Here is a 15,243-nt window from a genome sequence, read left to right as displayed (position 1 = left end):
CCGCGCCATGCAAAAAAAAAGCGGATGTTAAAGCCATATCTGACTTCAACATCCGCCTTATCCGCGGCTATGGAAAGCGTTAGCTGTTCACAAAGCGCTTGCCTGTTTCCCGCTCCGCCTTCACTGCCATCTGACTCATCAGGTTGGGCAGCTGCCGGCTGTCGAGACCAAGTATTTGAGCGCATTCTTGAATGGATATGATCCCGCTTCGGTAAGCATGAATCACTTGTCGCTTGTCCATCTTCATCCTCCAATTAAGTATCGGTTGTACATAGTATTGGAGCGGAAGGAAAACGGTATACATCAACATCCCGGCGGGGCTACCCGATTCTTCTGTAGAAGAAGGTATCTGCCGATTCAAAACCGTATTGCGATGGGGAAAAAATCTGCTCCGTGCTGCCGACGAAGAGCAATCCCCCGGGACGAAGCGCCTTTGCGAATTTTTGATATAATAAGTGCTTGGCTTCTTCCGTGAAATAGATCATGACATTCCGGCAGACAATGAGATCAAAGGACTGGTCAAACGAATCATGGAGCAAATTCTGCTGCTTGAACATAATGGCGTTCTTAAGCTTGTCCGATACCGCATACATCCCGTGATCCGGCTGGAAGTATTTCTGCCGGTAGGCTTGCGGTACATCACGCAGGGAACGTTCCAGATATTGTCCTTCCTTGGCCTTATCCAATACGACGGCATCCAAGTCGGTGGCCAGAAGGGACGCTTTGTTAAGAGCACCAAGCTCCGACAGAATCATGGCGATCGTATAGGGCTCTTCTCCCGTCGAGCACGCGGCACTCCACACCTTGAGCCGTTCGCCCCGCTGAAGCATTTCCGGCAGGAAGCGGCTTTGCAGCACTTCCCACCGGTTGGGGTTACGCCAGAACTCGGATACATTAATCGTCATCCGGTCCAGAAATTCGTTCAGCAGGCTCCGGTTTTGCTCAATGGCCTTCCAGTAAGCTTCAAACGTTTCATAACCGTGCTTCTGGCGGAGCGTTATCAGACGCCTTTTCATCTGGGCTTCCTTATATTGCGATAAATCAATATTGGTCTTAGCCTTCATTCTTTGAATAAAAAGATTGAAATCCAGATCCTCCGACATGGACGCCTCCTGTTGTAGCTACAGCGTAAGTATGGCTTAGATCCAGCGCTGCACAGTATGTTCGTATTCAACCAGCTGCTCGGGAGCGAAGAAATTCGCAATTTCCCTTGCCGCGCTTTCCGGGGAATCCGAACCATGAATTAAATTCAAATTCGTATGTACGGCAAAATCTGAACGAATCGTGCCGGGCAGAGCATCTACCGCATCCGTCTTGCCAATCATCGCGCGCGTTAAGGCGATGACGTTATCTCCCTGCCATACCATCGCAAAGACAGGGCCGGCTGTAATAAAGTTCAGCAGCGGCTCGTAGAAGGGCTTGCCTTCGTGCTCTGCGTAATGGGTCTCGGCAAGTTCTCTGCTTACAACCATAAATTTGGCCGCAACGAGCTTCAGGCCTTTACGCTCAAAGCGGGACACGATCTCACCGATAAGACCGCGTTGTACACCATCTGGTTTAATCATCAAAAATGTTCTTTCCATTAGGTACCCTCCTTAAAAGAAATTTGAAGAAATTCTTGCATCGTAAGCATTTGCTTAAAGAATTGCGAAGAAATTCTTGCATCGTAAGCACCAGCTTAAAAGAATTGCGAAGAAATTCTTGCTGCGTATGCATCAGCTTAAAGAATTGCGAAGAAATTCTTCCTTCGTGGCTCTGCGAATCCGTCGTTTCCCTTAGTAATTGCGCTTTCCTACGAAATGCGCAATGTCGGTCAAATTCTTTTTCGCTCCGATTGCCGGTAATCCCTCTAATGCGGTCAAAGCTTTTTTGGTGTAATCATTCGCCAGCTGATCCGCCAGCTGAATGCCTTTACTGCTCTTAATGAGCGAAATAGCCGGTTTCGTATCCACATTTCCGTTATGCTCCCGAATAATCCGGATTTGCTCAAGCAGCGGCTCGCGCACCTTCTCGTCCTTCAAAGCAAGAATAACCGGCAATGTAATATTGCCTTGGCGGATATCCGAACCCGGAGGCTTGCCAATCTGCTTCTCGGTACCAAACAGATCAAGCATATCATCTCGGATCTGGAAGGTCATTCCTACATTATACCCGTACCGGTACAGCCGATTCACCGTATCCCGGTCCGCCCCTGCCGCCGCAGCGCCAAGCTGGCAGCTGATGGCGATAAGCAGAGCCGTCTTGCGCCGGATCCTCAGCAGATAATCGCGGATGGTTTGCTCCGTATTGAAGAAATACCGGATCTGCTCCATTTCGCCTATGCTCATCTGCACAAGCGATTTCGAGAGCATCTGGTGGATAAACGGATTATCCAGCTCGGTTGCAATCGTGAGCGCCCTGCCGAAAATATAATCGCCCGTATACATGGCAATCCGGTTATCCCATTTGGATTTGACGGTAAGCTGGCCGCGCCGCGTCGATGCATCGTCGATAACATCGTCATGCACCAGGGAGGACATATGAATAAGTTCCAGCGGCACGGCCACTTTCGTCAGTTTTTCAAGGTCGTATTGCCCAAACTTGCCCGCAAGCAGCACGAAAACTGGCCGCAGCCGCTTTCCCCCTGCCTTCAGCAGGTGAAGAGACGTCTCGCTAAGCAGCTCATCGCCAAACGATATGCTTCGTTCCAGCTCTTGCTCAATTCGGGACATATCGCCTTTTAACTTTGCAAAAATGTCTAATAGTTTCATTCATTCACCTGTTCGGCAGAGATTCTTCTTTATAAAAATGCAGGCTTACCTCATGGTCAAGCAAGCCTAACTCTTTGGCATAGCGGAAATACAAGGTCAAACCTTCCTGCTGCTTAGGTCCAAAATCATAGTTCAGGCATGTGAAGTACATTTGCCAGTAAGCAGGATCACCGCCAAGCTGTTCGCAGGCTTTGTTAATCAGCGGCGCAAGATTCGCTAAGCTTTGTTCCTTGCTGGTCGTAAACGCCTTGTATAAACGCTCGAAGGCTTCCGGCGAGGTCTCCACCGCTTCCTTGCGTGCCGCAACGACGGCATAAGTCATGGCGAGCCCGGTCCAGGTATTCCATACTTCACCGAGATCAATCACGGTAAGGCCTTTGTTCTTCCATGACTCCCGGATGGCAGGATCTCCAATCAGAAGCGCGCCGTCAGCCCCTTCGAGCATCCGCTCCAGGTCGGGCTCTGCCGGCTCGTACACCGGATCCAGCTCATAATGCTTCTTCATCAGAATTTTGAGCAGGTTAACAGAGGTTGCCGATGTTGTCGTAACCGCAATACGGCCCGGCGGGGATTGTTCAATCGGTTCCTTCAGGAACAGAAGGATTGAATTTACTTTTCCCTCCGACCCTACCGATAAATGCGGCATCAGGATATAATCCTGATCATTCATCCCGTAAGCAAAGGAAGATACAGCCGAAACTTGTATCTCCCCTTCGCGCAGCAGCCGGTTTAATTTCGCCGGCACCTTTAGCACAATATCTATGCCGGCTTGCTCGGTATAGTCCTCCAGGTAATGAAAAAGCGGCCATGCATTCGCATAATCAATCCGGCCTACGCGAAGTGGATTATTCAGTCTGCCCGTCATGATAGATCATCTCCCCATCTTCTGAATAAATGATGCTCGATCGTCATGCTATCGAGCACTTTGCCGACAAGGAAGTTAATCATTTCGTCCATGGATTGCGGTTTATAATAAAAGGCCGGCATAGCCGGAATGATTCTTACGCCGAGGCGCGCCAATGTCAGCATGTTCTCCAGATGAATCGCGTGCAGCGGCGTCTCGCGCGGTACGATAATGAGCTTGCGTCCTTCCTTCAGCATGACATCTGCTGCACGGGTAAGCAAATCGTCCGAGATTCCCCTTGCCATCGAAGCAAGCGACCCCATCGAACAGGGCACAATGGCCATTCCTTCAACCCGGAAAGAACCGCTGGCAATGCTGGCGCCTATATCTGCATTTGGATGGAACACCAGCTTGCCTGACGTTACCGCTTCGCCAAACCGCTGCTCCAGCGCCGCCTGGCGGCGCGTCGTATCCCAGCCCAGCTCTTCTTTGAGCACTCGCCAACCCGCTTCAGTCACAACGACGTGCACAAGATACTCAGCCTGAAGCAATTCTTCAATCAACCGGATGCCGTAAATTGCCCCGCTTGCTCCGGTGATGCCAACGACCCAGCGTTTAGGTCTTCCTCCAGTGCTTGACTCTACCATTGGTGCACCACCAGCAGGTCAAACATCGCAAAGACGAACAACACAACGCTTAGCGTTCCGTTCATTCCAAAGAATGCAATTTGCACGCGGGACAAATCATTGGGGCGTACGAGCCAGTGCTGATAGAACAGCATCAGAATGGATACGATTGTCCCAATCAGATAGACCCAGCTCAGCTCCGTCATCCAGAACAAAGCGAAGAACCCGATTGCCGTAATAACATGGAAGCCTCTTGCAATCCATAAGGCACCGGATAGACCGAAACGCGCAGGGATCGAATGAAGGCCGTTATCACGGTCATACTCGTAGTCCTGCGTCGCGTAGACGATATCGAAACCGGCAATCCATAAGGCTACGGTAAAGTAAAGCACCCATGCCGCTGCATTGAGCGAGCCCGTTACCGCAACCCAGCCGCCGAGCGGCGACAATGCGATCGTGAGGCCAAGGAATACGTGGCAGAGCCAAGTGATTCTTTTCATATAGGAGTATAAAACAAGCATCATAACCGCAATCGGCATTAGCTTCAGCGCGATCGGGTCGAGGTTCGCCGCCGCGACAAACAGCAGAACGAACGAAACAATAATAAACAATAAGACCTCAAACGATTTGAGGAGGCCTGCCGGCAGCGCCCGCTGGGCCGTTCTTGGATTAGCCTTGTCAATTGCCTTATCAATGACTCGGTTAAGGCTCATGGCCGCACTGCGGGCACCAACCATCGCAAGTGCAATCCAGCCAATCTCTCCCCAGGTCGGCAATCTTTTTTCTACCGCTAGCGTGCCGAGTACCGCCCCCATAAAGGCGAACGGAAGCGCGAATACGGAATGTTCAAACTTAATCATTTCAAGAATAATGCGTAGTTTGCGAATCATTGCTGTCATTTCTCCTTTGTACCGATGTGAAGCGCTGCTATTCCGCCTGTCAGCGGATAGGCTTGTACTTCATGCAATCCGGCCTGCCGGAATAGTTCGGATAACTGCTTGGCATCAGGGAACAGCTTCAGGGAATCCGGAAGCCACTTATATTCGTCAAAGCGCTTTGCCACCCATTTGCCGATCATCGGAAGCATCTTCTCGAAGTACAGATAGTACATCCCCTTGAACGGCTGCCACATTGGCTTTGACAGCTCCAGACATACGACCTTGCCGCCGGGCTTCACGACTCGCTGCATTTCCTTCAGAACCTGCAGGTAATCCGGAACGTTCCGCAGACCAAAGCCGATTGTAACAAAGTCGAATGAGTTATCGGCAAACGGAAGCTCCATGGCATTGCCTTGAACGAGCGTGATTTGCTCGTTCAGGCCTTCATTCTTAACCTTGACGGCCCCGACATCCAGCATATTCTGACTGAAGTCCAGTCCCGCGATCTGGCCGCTGCCGCTTGCCTTCGCCAGCGCAATCGTCCAGTCGCAAGTCCCGCAGCACAGATCCAGAGCCGTCTGCCCCGGCTGCACATTCATCTTCCGCATCGTAAACTTCCGCCATGCCTTATGTCTGCGGAAGCTGAGCAGATCGTTCATCATATCGTATTTCGGTGCAATATTCTCGAAGAGCGCGTGCACATGCTCCTTCGAGCTTGAGCTTGAGTTAGAGTTTGCGTTCATCTGTCTATTCCCTCATTTCATTAAGCCCGGGTATGGGCTGCCATCTTCTCCAGGAATGAATCCGCCAGATCCTGAATGACTTTCTTCAGCTGGTCGGATTCCAGCTTGGCTGCTGTATGGCGAAGACTGTCCGCCGCTGCCTTAAGCTTCGAGACCAGCCTGCTCTGCAGTTCATATTTCCCCCGCAGATCATAGATAACAGATGGCTCCGGCTGCTTAGAGAGGCATTGCTGCTCCTCAGGCGTGCCTTCCTGCATGACATGCCAATAAGCCCAGCTTTGATAAAACCGGGATGGTGAATCAAATCGATCCATTTCGTCCAGAACCGTCTCGCAGCGGCTGACATCTTGCAGCATCTCCGGCCAAAGCTTCACGAATGCACCTTCCATCATTCCGGTGAACAGCTGGAACATTTCGCTTTTCAGCTCAGTCAGCTTGTTCAAATACTCTTCCGCCTTTAACTGCGATTGCTGCATCTTTATGTAAAGATCCATTTTCAATCGGTTTACTTCGCACACGGCGGCGCTAATCTTGGATACCATGCTGATCTGCCCGGCTTGCGACAGAAGCTGGTAGAACCGGCTGCTGAAATAATCGCCTGCCAGCACTTTCAGCTGTCTGGCCCTCATTTCGGTCTCTGAGCGCCTTGTCTCCTCCGTATCAATCAGGTCATGCGTATCCATGCCCAGTTGTACCAGAGAGACTACAAGCGAGTACAGCTCGCTCTTTGGCGCTAATGCTCCATGCTCATTCAGCACAGCATGTAACAGCCGCAGCCTCGGATCCGGAAAGGCAGGAAGCTCGGTGTAAGTTTGGATCATGTCATACTCGACATACTTGGATGCGAGTTCTTTGATACGATATGGTTTCATGGGGTAAGCCTCCGAACAGATATTGCCGCTAAATAATCTAAACTATTATAGCACAACTTTAGGTATTGAGCATACGAAACAAGCTGCCGGCAGATAATTGTTCAATAATTTGAAACATGTCTGTCAGGAGGATGGAAGGGGCGCAGTGGAATAAGTATCAATAGGGCCAAGCCGTTCTTCAAGAAATGACGTATAAGCTATCCGCAGACGCTTTCTCCACTGCTCATCATGCAGCGGATCCGCATCGCTCAATTCGTTTAGATTGTCCATCAGCCAGCTGTCCGTCCGGCGGATATCCGCCGCAAACAGCATGCGGCTGTTTTCCTTTGAATCCACGTACCGGATCAGCAGCCGGTTTACGTTCTCCATCTGGGTGAAGGACAGCCGGATAAGCTTCTCCATATCCCTGTACCAGCGCTCCGCCTGCATCTCGGCATCCGCGCGCATCTCGACGGTCAGGACCGCCTGGTTCCACCCTACCTTCCCTACGCTGCCTGTCAACTGAAGGCCAATAACCGCATCAACCAGATTACTGCTTGTCAGCCTCTTCATCTCGGAGGGACGAAAGACAGCCACCTCGCCTCTTCCCTTGCCTGGGCCAATCCCGGAATGTGGCAGCAATCCGATTACCGCCGTTACTGCAAGCGCTGCACCAAGCGCCGTCAAATATGCCTTACGCATAACGGAATCCCCCCGATTGAAATAGATCCATATATTTCATTTTACAACCGAAGAAGCCAAGCTATGCACAAAAAAAACTCCCTGCACGCATGTTCTGCGCAAGGGAGCTTGTCCGCACGTATATTTATTGATCCGTTTCCACGATGCCATGTTTGGTCATAACGGAAGCTTTGCCGCGGATTTTGACCGCTGATGTATGGTCCGTAAATTGAACGATTAAGATTTCATTCTTGTCCAGCTTCTCCGTGTGATGGAACTTGGTATCCTGACCACGCGTGAGGCCAATTACCTGAACGCCTTGATCCTTCGCTTTGATAACGATGTAATCGCCTTGAGTCGGCTCCATCTTAACCCTCCTAAAAAGAATTGTCACACAATTGGCTGCCTTTCGGCCAGTTGTGATAATTCTTACCTCGTAAGCATGCGCTCAATGAATCATCACCTAAATTGCCTAAATAAGGGGCATATTGTGAGGACTTCATTGCTTCGAAAGCATATCCTAAAAAGAATTGTCACACAATTGGCTGCCTTTAAGCCAGTTGTGATAATTCTTACCTCGTAAGCATGCGCTCAATGAATCATCACCCAAATTGCCGTAAGCACTCGCTTAATGAACTGCTCTAGCATCCTATTGCTGGGCTCGATTATACTATAGACCGGAGCCGACATGCAAGACTTGGCAGCAGGCATAACGAAAGCGCCCGAACGCGGCTGCGTTCGGGCGCTAGAATCATGCAATTAATTGGAGACGAGGTCTTTAAGAGATTTACCAGGCTTGAATGCAGGCATTTTGCTTGCAGCGATATCAATCTCTTCGCCTGTTTGCGGATTGCGTCCTTTACGGGCTTGGCGTTCGCGAACTTCAAAGTTACCGAAGCCAACCAGTTGTACTTTGTCTCCGCCTTGAAGGGCATCGGAAATCGCTTCGAAAACTGCGTCAACAGCTTTCGTTGCATCCTTCTTCGACAGATCGGACAATTCAGCCACTTTGTTAATCAGATCGGTTTTGTTCATTTGTTTCACCTCCCCTAAAGGCAAATGAAGAGTCATCTTATCCCTCTTATTTACTGAAAACTTGAAAAATATACCTCAACATCAAACAAACTTATAGTAATACAGCCGTTTTCCAATTTCAAGTAGCCTGTAGAGGTTAGCGACACTTTCATTTATTTTTCTTCTTATCCGCTGCGTCTTCTTGACAAATGAATAAAGGTAACCGCCAGCGCAAGCACGAGCACAATGCCTTTGATGATGTCATTGGCATAGTACTGCACTTTCATCATCGTCATTCCGTTTAGCAGCACCCCGATCAGGATGGCGCCAAAGAAAGTGCCAATTACGTTCGGCCGGCCGGCTCCGAGCACCGAGTACCCGATAAAGACTGCAGCAACCGATTCCATCATCATAGGAGCGCCAGCATCGATCTGACCGGTTCCTACGCGCGCCGCATACAAAATACCGCCGATTGCTGCGAAGATGCCAGAAGCGACGTAGGCAGCCGTACGAATGCGTCGTACTCTTACGCCGGAGAGGCGAGCAGCTTCTTCGTTGCCGCCGGTCGTATACATTTGGCGTCCCCATCTGGTGTATTTGAAGAACAGATGAACGGCAATAACGGCAATAACCATCAGCACGACGGGTACCGGAACCCCAAACAGCTTGCCTTGTCCCAGCCACAAGAACGATTCGCTGAACTTGCCCGGGGCCGTAGAGCCGTCAGGCATAGGCATATTGTTGTAGATCGAATAACCTTTTGTATAAGTCTTGTGAATACCGCCAACGATGTACATAACAGCAAGTGTCGCCAGCATGTCCGGAATGCGGACCTTGACGATCAGAAGCGCATTTAACAAGCCTACCAAAGCACCTATCAGAAGCGCAACTACGATAACGACGACTAACGGCTGCTCATACCAGACCATGAAGGCTGCCGTTACAACCGTCGTTAGCGATACGGTAGAGCCTACGGACAAGTCGAAGCCGTCTACCGTCAGAGAGAAGGTAACGCCAATCGCAACAAACGTCGTGATGGAGATCGACCGCAGAATATCAGATAAGTTCGCGTAAGTAAAGAAATGCTCATCCCACATCGAGAAGAATAGGATGACTAAGGCAATAACAAGTAATGATCCAAATTTAAAAACGAAATCCAATGACTTCTCTCTCATGCCTGCTCCTCCTTGCCGCCGCTCGCATACAGCATCAGCAGCTCCTGCGTGGCTTCACCCCGGCCAAATTCCTTCACGATTGCTCCATCGCACATGACAAGAATCCGGTCGGCTATGCCCATCGCTTCTGCAAATTCACATGTTAAATAAACAATAGCCTTTCCTTGCTCCGCAAGTGTGCCGATAATCCGGAAAATATCGCTTTTTGCCCCGATATCTACGCCTTTAGTCGGCTCGTCGAACAAATAGACTTCCGCACCCGTCGGCAGCCATTTGCCGATGGACACCTTTTGCTGATTACCGCCGCTTAACTGGCCGGTTTTCTGCTGGGAAGAAGAGGTCTTGATTCCCAGCCTGCCGATAATCGCCGCCGCGTTATTTGACTCCTTCTTGCCCGACAGGAAGCCGCTTCTCGTCATCAGCTTCAGGATCGGCAAGCTCAAGTTATTCTGAACGGATTCCCCGACAAGAATGCCCTGCTTCCGGCGTTCCTCCGGCACAAGCACAATCCCGCCCGCGATGGCATCGGCCGGTTCAATATTCTTGATCACTTTTTTGGCAATCGTAACGCTGCCCTTGTCTGCTTTATCCGCACCAAACAGTACTCTCGACAGCTCGGTTTTACCCGCTCCGACAAGACCAACAACCGCCACTACTTCGCCGCTGCGCGCATGAAAGCTGACATTGCGGACATGATGGCCGCGTGTAACGCCCGATACCTCAAGAAGCGGTCCTCCAATCGGAACCTCCGTTTTCGGGAACTCTTCCTCGAATACACGGCCAAGCATAGCCTGTACAACATCATCTATCGATACGGCCGAGGTTGGCTCCGTCATGACTCGTTCGCCGTCACGCATAACGGTTATGCGGTCGCAAAGCTGAAACACTTCCGGAAGGCGGTGGGAGATATACACGATCCCGATCCCCTCTTCCTTCAGCTGTCCAATAACACGGAATAACCGCTCCGCTTCTTCCAGGCTAAGCGGTGCGGTCGGCTCGTCAAAAATAACGTATTTAGCTTTTTCAGTCAGCAGTCTGGCAATCAGAACAAGCTGCTTCTCGGCAAGCGTCAATTCCCCTGCCTTTTTCTTGACCGGGATCGTAGCTCCAAGTCTCGCCAAGGTTTCTACCGCCTGCTTCTCCAGCTTGCGCCAGTTCAGCCATAAGCTGCTGCCCTTGCTTGAAATCCTGTCGAGCATTACATTCTCCGCAACGCTCAGCTGAGGAACAAGAGCCGTATCAACTTCCTGATAAACACAATGGATGCCCATTTGTTTGGCATCCCCGGGTGAACCAATATGAACCTGTCGCCCGTCGATTGTAACGGTACCCTCGTCTTGGCTGTATGCACCCGATAAAATTTTCATCAGCGTGCTCTTGCCGGCGCCATTAGCGCCTAGCAGCGCATGAACCTCGCCGCTAAGCAGGTTGAAATCGACGTCGCGGAGGGCGGGGACGCCGGAAAAAGCTTTCCGGATCCCCTTCATTTGCAATTGCTTTGCAACACTCATCTTGTGCACCTCTCCAGCGTTTCGTTAGAGCTTAAAAGAATTGCGAAGCAATTCTTACTTCGTAAGCATTAGCTTAAAAGAATTGCGAAGCAATTCTTACTTCGTAAGCATTACCTTAAAAGAATTGCGAAGCAATTCTTACTTCGTAAGCATTACCTTAAAAAGAATTGCGAAGCAATTCTTGCTTCGCAAGCCTAAGGATTACTTCCCGTTAGCAGCTTCCAGCTCTTTCATCCAGTCTTCATAGTTTTGCGTGCTGCTTCCCCATCCTTCGATGTACTGGGACAGTTGAGTTGTGCTTACTTGCTCAGCCGGCAGTTTATCGCGGTGTACGTACACAGCATTCAGGACTACAAGCGGATCGTTAGCTTCGCCTTTGAATTCTTTGTACAACGTGCGGACTTGAACGCGGCCGATATCTTTAGGATCTACAGCAGCCGATGCCACCCAAGGGCTGTTCTTGTCTTGAATCATTTGCAGGTCTTCATCGCTCATGTCGATACCGTATACTTTAATTTCTGTACGGCCTGCTTGCTGGATTGCGCGTGCTGCGCCTTTTGCAAACTCATCCCATGCTGCCCATACAGCCGTAATGTCGCCTTTGTTCGGGTATTGCTTAAGAATAGCTTCCATTTGCGCTTGCGTATCGATTGCCGGGTTGTTCGCGTTACCGAATGCTGCGATTTCTTTAATGTCTGGATATTTCTCTTGGAATGCTTTATATGCTACTTGGCGGCGTTCCATTGGAGCAAAGCCCGCTACCCATACTTTAACAATGTTGCCTTTGCCGCCAGCGTCATTTGCCAGCTGCTCAAGCGTCAGTTCAGCCATCGATTGGTCATCCTGTTGAAGAACAGGTACGCCGTCAATTTTCACGTCAGCGTCAAATACAACAACTTTGATGCCTTTTTCTTTTGCTTTCTTGATTCCTTGCTCGAGTGCTCCCGCTTGACCGTGGTCAATCAGAATGCCGTCAAAGCCTTGGTTGATTGCTGCATCTAGGTTAGAGGACATTTTCGCCAGGTCGTTGTCCGAAGCGAATACTTGCGCAGTGCCGCCGAATTTCTCGACTTGCTCTTTCACGCCTTCTACATATTGCGAAGAGAATGTACCTGTATTAAACTGCATAACGAGTGCGACTTTCTTGCCTTTCAATGCGTCAAGCTCGCTGTTGCCAGAAGCTGCCGGTGTCTCTGATGCGTTAGCAGCATTGTTGCTAGGTTCAGAGTTAGCAGAATTGTTGTTCGTTTTGCTGTTTCCGCATGCCGATGCAATAACAAGAACGATCGCAACAAGCAGCGTCAAAGAAAGTTTACCCCATTTTTTCATGTCCTTCTTCTCTCCCTTTTTATCTAACCAAATGATAGATGAATAATCTATTTGTAATCATATCATTTTTACCAAGTATGTCAATCGGAATTTAAGTATTATTTCACGAAAATGGGAATTGTTCGACAAAGACGAATAATATTGTCGAAAAAGATCGAAACGTTCAATAATTGCCATTATAGTAATCGCAACGCATAATTGCAATGAATAAATTGTTACATTGGCGGATTAAAGCCTTTCCACGCAAAAAGAACGGCTGATCCGGCCGCAAAGCCGGTTCAACCGTTCTCTATTCTAGCATTACAGGATGATGGCAATGAGTCCGCCGGAGCCTTCGTTAATAATTCTGCCCAGCGTTTCTTGCAGTTTGTAGCGCGCATTGTCTGGCATCATGGCGATCTTGCCCTGGATGCCTTCACGCACTAAGGAATGAAGCGATCTGCCGAAGATGTCGGACTCCCAGATCTTGATCGGATCTGCCTCGAAATCCTGCATTAAGTAGCGAACCAGCTCTTCGGTCTGTTTCTCCGATCCGATAATCGGCGCGAATTCGGATTCGACATCGACGCGGATCATATGGATCGAAGGTGCGGTAGCCTTCAGCCTTACGCCAAAGCGTGAGCCTTGACGGATAAGCTCCGGCTCATCCAGCGCCATCTCCGCAAGAGTTGGTGCCGCAATGCCGTAGCCGGTTGCTTTGACCATCTCGAGCGCTTCCGCGAACCGATCGTACTCCCGCTTCGCATGCGAGAATTCCTGCATCAGCTGGAGGAGATGATCCTTGCCGCGGATTTCTACGCCTACAACCTCCATCAAGATGCGGTCATAGAGCTCATCCGGCGCGAAGAGATCGATCTCTGCCACGCCTTGCCCCATGTTCATGCCGCTAAGGCCGGCTCTGGCAATGAAATCATAATCGGAGAATTGAGAGACAACGCGGTCGACGTCTCTTAATCTGCGAATATCCTTCACCGTATCGCGAACGGAGTTCTCATAGTTGCTGCGCAGCCAGTGGTTCTCGCTCAGCACCATTACCCAGCTTGGCAGATTGACGTTGACTTCATGAACCGGGAACTCGTAGAGCACTTCGCGCAGGACGGACATTACTTCTTCTTCGCCCATCGTTGCGACGCTCATCGTAATAACCGGAATATCGTATTTGGCCTGCAGCTCCCCGCGAAGCTGAATCGCTTCTTCGCTGCGAGGGCGCGTAGAGTTAATGATAAGCACAAACGGTTTGCCGACTTCCTTCAGCTCGCTGATAACGCGTTCTTCGGCTTCTACATACGATGCACGAGGAATTTCAGCGATTGAGCCATCCGTTGTAACAACAACGCCAAGAGTCGAATGCTCCTGAATGACTTTTCTGGTGCCGATCTCCGCCGCCTCTTGGAACGGGATCGGTTCGTCGAACCAAGGCGTAGTAATCATGCGAGGACCATTCTCATCCTCATAGCCTTTCGCCCCTTCAACGGCGTAACCAACGCAGTCCACAAGCCTGACGTTTACATCCAGTCCTTCACTGACGCGTAATTGCACCGCTTGATTCGGCACAAATTTCGGTTCGGTCGTCATGATCGTTTTACCCGCGGCGCTTTGAGGAAGTTCATCAACGGCTCTGACGCGCTCGGCTTCGCTAGCAATATTCGGAAGCACGACCGTTTCCATAAACCGCTTAATAAACGTTGATTTGCCCGTCCGGACAGCCCCTACTACCCCGAGGTAAATATCCCCGCCGGTACGCTCGGCTATATCCTTGAAAATGTCCACTTTCTCCACTGAATATCCCCTCCCAATTGATTTTCCGGTTCGCCGCCTTCCACCGGACAAGAGGGCAGGCCAGCGACGCAACTCGTACAGCTTTGTTGGACTAGTAATATCATATTGTCCTAGCCTACCGATTATTCCGATCCTTTCACAATTTTTCCCTGAGTCGTCACGTTCTTGCCCTTCCAAGATTGAGTTATATGAAGATGTAAAGATTTCTATACCAAAAAATCCTCATTACCGCTCCGTAATGGACGGTAATGAGGACTTCGAAACAGAAGCGTTCCCGGCTTATTTAGTCTCTGTTGAAACAGCCTGCGGCTCTTTATTAACCCAGTGATAGACCGGGGCTTTTACCGGGACATACATATCCGAATCGACGAGGACGGCGCGAAGGTCGGCATCGGCACCAGGCTCCGCATCGCCTTTCTTCTGGACCGCCTGCATGATGTCTATCCCATAATCCGTATAGACGCGGCCGGTATCGTCCATGATAGCTGCGAGAGTCTGGGAAGAGTACTCGCTGCGCAGATCCGGCGACTTCTTGTTCATTGCCTTATAATCTATGTAAGAATAGCCCGGATACGCCTGCTCGCCTTTGGGCAATTGGCCGTCATGGCTGCCTTTGTAATCATTGACCCAGCTTTGGATATCGTTAATCTGCTGGTAGGTGACCAGGTTCATCAGCTTGATCTGCGGCTTGGTCTCTTCGTTAATAATTAGGAAGTAATAATTGCCGCCATTCTCAAAAGCTGCTGTCGGAATTGAGCTCAAATACCCCTTGTTCTTCAGCTGGGCAAAATCAACAAGGAACTTTTCATAGACGGGCGTATCCTCGTCGCTGTTCTTCATCGGGAGCATGCCGGTCTCGGATTGATACTGCTCGATGGCCGCCTGGACGTTGCGAACCGCTTCCTTGGGCGCAGCCTGGTTTTGTTTCAGTTCACTCTTTGGATACATGCAGCCGCTTAAGGACAGCACGGCCACGGTCAAAATAACAAGCATAACAAAGCGGCCCGCCGCTCCGGTCATTCGCATCCTTTTCTTATCCAACATCGCTTGCTGCTCCTCCTC

At 50.2% G+C, this 15,243-nt stretch carries 17 protein-coding genes; all 17 read right to left on the bottom strand.

Annotation, left to right across the window (positions count from 1 at the left end; genetic code table 11):
• Window positions 1-79 precede the first annotated feature (79 nt).
• Window positions 80-241, bottom strand: coding sequence for a hypothetical protein (locus M3194_RS08790; RefSeq protein WP_251653036.1), 162 nt, complete (start codon window positions 239-241; stop codon window positions 80-82).
• Between the two features lie 79 nt (window positions 242-320).
• The gene (locus M3194_RS08785) at window positions 321-1,103 is read right to left on the bottom strand and encodes a CheR family methyltransferase (RefSeq protein WP_285889167.1); all 783 of its coding nucleotides are present in this window, start codon (window positions 1,101-1,103) and stop codon (window positions 321-323) included.
• Window positions 1,104-1,139: 36 nt separating this feature from the next.
• Window positions 1,140-1,583 (bottom strand): nucleoside-diphosphate kinase, encoded by a 444-nt coding sequence (ndk, locus tag M3194_RS08780; protein ID WP_251653035.1) that lies wholly within the window; start codon window positions 1,581-1,583, stop codon window positions 1,140-1,142.
• Between the two features lie 192 nt (window positions 1,584-1,775).
• A complete protein-coding gene (locus M3194_RS08775) occupies window positions 1,776-2,750 on the bottom strand; it encodes a polyprenyl synthetase family protein (RefSeq protein ID WP_251653034.1) in 975 nt (324 codons plus the stop codon).
• Between the two features lie 4 nt (window positions 2,751-2,754).
• On the bottom strand, window positions 2,755-3,615 hold the full coding sequence (locus tag M3194_RS08770; RefSeq protein ID WP_251653033.1) for a menaquinone biosynthesis protein: 861 nt from the start codon (window positions 3,613-3,615) through the stop codon (window positions 2,755-2,757).
• A complete protein-coding gene (locus M3194_RS08765; protein WP_251653032.1) occupies window positions 3,612-4,241 on the bottom strand; it encodes a UbiX family flavin prenyltransferase in 630 nt (209 codons plus the stop codon). Before M3194_RS08765 ends, M3194_RS08770 begins: the two co-directional genes overlap by 4 nt.
• Window positions 4,235-5,110, bottom strand: a complete 876-nt coding sequence (locus tag M3194_RS08760) for a UbiA-like polyprenyltransferase (RefSeq protein ID WP_251653031.1) — start codon at window positions 5,108-5,110, stop codon at window positions 4,235-4,237. Before M3194_RS08760 ends, M3194_RS08765 begins: the two co-directional genes overlap by 7 nt.
• A 5-nt stretch (window positions 5,111-5,115) precedes the next feature.
• On the bottom strand, window positions 5,116-5,841 hold the full coding sequence (locus M3194_RS08755) for a demethylmenaquinone methyltransferase (RefSeq protein WP_251653030.1): 726 nt from the start codon (window positions 5,839-5,841) through the stop codon (window positions 5,116-5,118).
• A 20-nt stretch (window positions 5,842-5,861) separates the two neighbouring features.
• Window positions 5,862-6,713 carry a heptaprenyl diphosphate synthase component 1 gene (locus M3194_RS08750; protein ID WP_251653029.1) on the bottom strand — a complete coding sequence of 284 codons (852 nt, stop codon included), beginning with the start codon at window positions 6,711-6,713 and terminating at the stop codon, window positions 5,862-5,864.
• Between the two features lie 123 nt (window positions 6,714-6,836).
• Window positions 6,837-7,394, bottom strand: a complete 558-nt coding sequence (locus M3194_RS08745) for a hypothetical protein (RefSeq protein WP_251653028.1) — start codon at window positions 7,392-7,394, stop codon at window positions 6,837-6,839.
• Window positions 7,395-7,518: 124 nt separating this feature from the next.
• Window positions 7,519-7,740 (bottom strand): trp RNA-binding attenuation protein MtrB, encoded by a 222-nt coding sequence (gene mtrB / locus M3194_RS08740; RefSeq protein ID WP_251653027.1) that lies wholly within the window; start codon window positions 7,738-7,740, stop codon window positions 7,519-7,521.
• A gap of 392 nt (window positions 7,741-8,132) precedes the next feature.
• Complete coding sequence (locus M3194_RS08735; protein WP_251653026.1) at window positions 8,133-8,408, bottom strand: HU family DNA-binding protein; 276 nt, start codon at window positions 8,406-8,408, stop codon at window positions 8,133-8,135.
• Window positions 8,409-8,572: 164 nt separating this feature from the next.
• A complete protein-coding gene (locus tag M3194_RS08730; protein WP_251653025.1) occupies window positions 8,573-9,562 on the bottom strand; it encodes an ABC transporter permease in 990 nt (329 codons plus the stop codon).
• A complete protein-coding gene (locus M3194_RS08725; RefSeq protein ID WP_251653024.1) occupies window positions 9,559-11,073 on the bottom strand; it encodes a sugar ABC transporter ATP-binding protein in 1,515 nt (504 codons plus the stop codon). The genes M3194_RS08730 and M3194_RS08725 overlap by 4 nt, the downstream gene beginning before the upstream one ends.
• Window positions 11,074-11,274: 201 nt before the next feature.
• Window positions 11,275-12,402 (bottom strand): sugar ABC transporter substrate-binding protein, encoded by a 1,128-nt coding sequence (locus tag M3194_RS08720; RefSeq protein WP_251653023.1) that lies wholly within the window; start codon window positions 12,400-12,402, stop codon window positions 11,275-11,277.
• Between the two features lie 300 nt (window positions 12,403-12,702).
• Entirely contained in the window at window positions 12,703-14,181 is a 1,479-nt protein-coding gene (gene spoIVA, locus M3194_RS08715; protein WP_251653022.1) for a stage IV sporulation protein A, read from the bottom strand.
• Window positions 14,182-14,460: 279 nt separating this feature from the next.
• Window positions 14,461-15,225, bottom strand: coding sequence for a hypothetical protein (locus M3194_RS08710; protein ID WP_251653021.1), 765 nt, complete (start codon window positions 15,223-15,225; stop codon window positions 14,461-14,463).
• Between the last annotated feature and the right edge of the window lie 18 nt (window positions 15,226-15,243).

The organism is Paenibacillus glycanilyticus (genome assembly GCF_023715145.1).
In the GTDB taxonomy this organism is placed as follows: domain Bacteria; phylum Bacillota; class Bacilli; order Paenibacillales; family Paenibacillaceae; genus Pristimantibacillus; species Pristimantibacillus glycanilyticus_A.
This window is presented reverse-complemented; position numbering and strand designations above follow the sequence as displayed.

Bases quoted from the DNA above. Each gene is read 5' to 3' on its own strand.
- M3194_RS08790 (WP_251653036.1), bottom strand. From the start codon at position 241: ATGGACAAGCGACAAGTGATTCATGCTTACCGAAGCGGGATCATATCC.
- M3194_RS08785 (WP_285889167.1), bottom strand. From the start codon at position 1,103: ATGTCGGAGGATCTGGATTTCAATCTTTTTATTCAAAGAATGAAGGCT.
- M3194_RS08735 (WP_251653026.1), bottom strand. From the start codon at position 8,408: ATGAACAAAACCGATCTGATTAACAAAGTGGCTGAATTGTCCGATCTG.
- M3194_RS08770 (WP_251653033.1), bottom strand. From the start codon at position 3,615: ATGACGGGCAGACTGAATAATCCACTTCGCGTAGGCCGGATTGATTAT.
- M3194_RS08730 (WP_251653025.1), bottom strand. From the start codon at position 9,562: ATGAGAGAGAAGTCATTGGATTTCGTTTTTAAATTTGGATCATTACTT.
- M3194_RS08750 (WP_251653029.1), bottom strand. From the start codon at position 6,713: ATGAAACCATATCGTATCAAAGAACTCGCATCCAAGTATGTCGAGTAT.
- M3194_RS08775 (WP_251653034.1), bottom strand. From the start codon at position 2,750: ATGAAACTATTAGACATTTTTGCAAAGTTAAAAGGCGATATGTCCCGA.
- M3194_RS08755 (WP_251653030.1), bottom strand. From the start codon at position 5,841: ATGAACGCAAACTCTAACTCAAGCTCAAGCTCGAAGGAGCATGTGCAC.
- mtrB (WP_251653027.1), bottom strand. From the start codon at position 7,740: ATGGAGCCGACTCAAGGCGATTACATCGTTATCAAAGCGAAGGATCAA.
- M3194_RS08765 (WP_251653032.1), bottom strand. From the start codon at position 4,241: ATGGTAGAGTCAAGCACTGGAGGAAGACCTAAACGCTGGGTCGTTGGC.
- M3194_RS08710 (WP_251653021.1), bottom strand. From the start codon at position 15,225: ATGTTGGATAAGAAAAGGATGCGAATGACCGGAGCGGCGGGCCGCTTT.
- M3194_RS08720 (WP_251653023.1), bottom strand. From the start codon at position 12,402: ATGAAAAAATGGGGTAAACTTTCTTTGACGCTGCTTGTTGCGATCGTT.
- M3194_RS08725 (WP_251653024.1), bottom strand. From the start codon at position 11,073: ATGAGTGTTGCAAAGCAATTGCAAATGAAGGGGATCCGGAAAGCTTTT.
- M3194_RS08745 (WP_251653028.1), bottom strand. From the start codon at position 7,394: ATGCGTAAGGCATATTTGACGGCGCTTGGTGCAGCGCTTGCAGTAACG.
- ndk (WP_251653035.1), bottom strand. From the start codon at position 1,583: ATGGAAAGAACATTTTTGATGATTAAACCAGATGGTGTACAACGCGGT.
- M3194_RS08760 (WP_251653031.1), bottom strand. From the start codon at position 5,110: ATGATTCGCAAACTACGCATTATTCTTGAAATGATTAAGTTTGAACAT.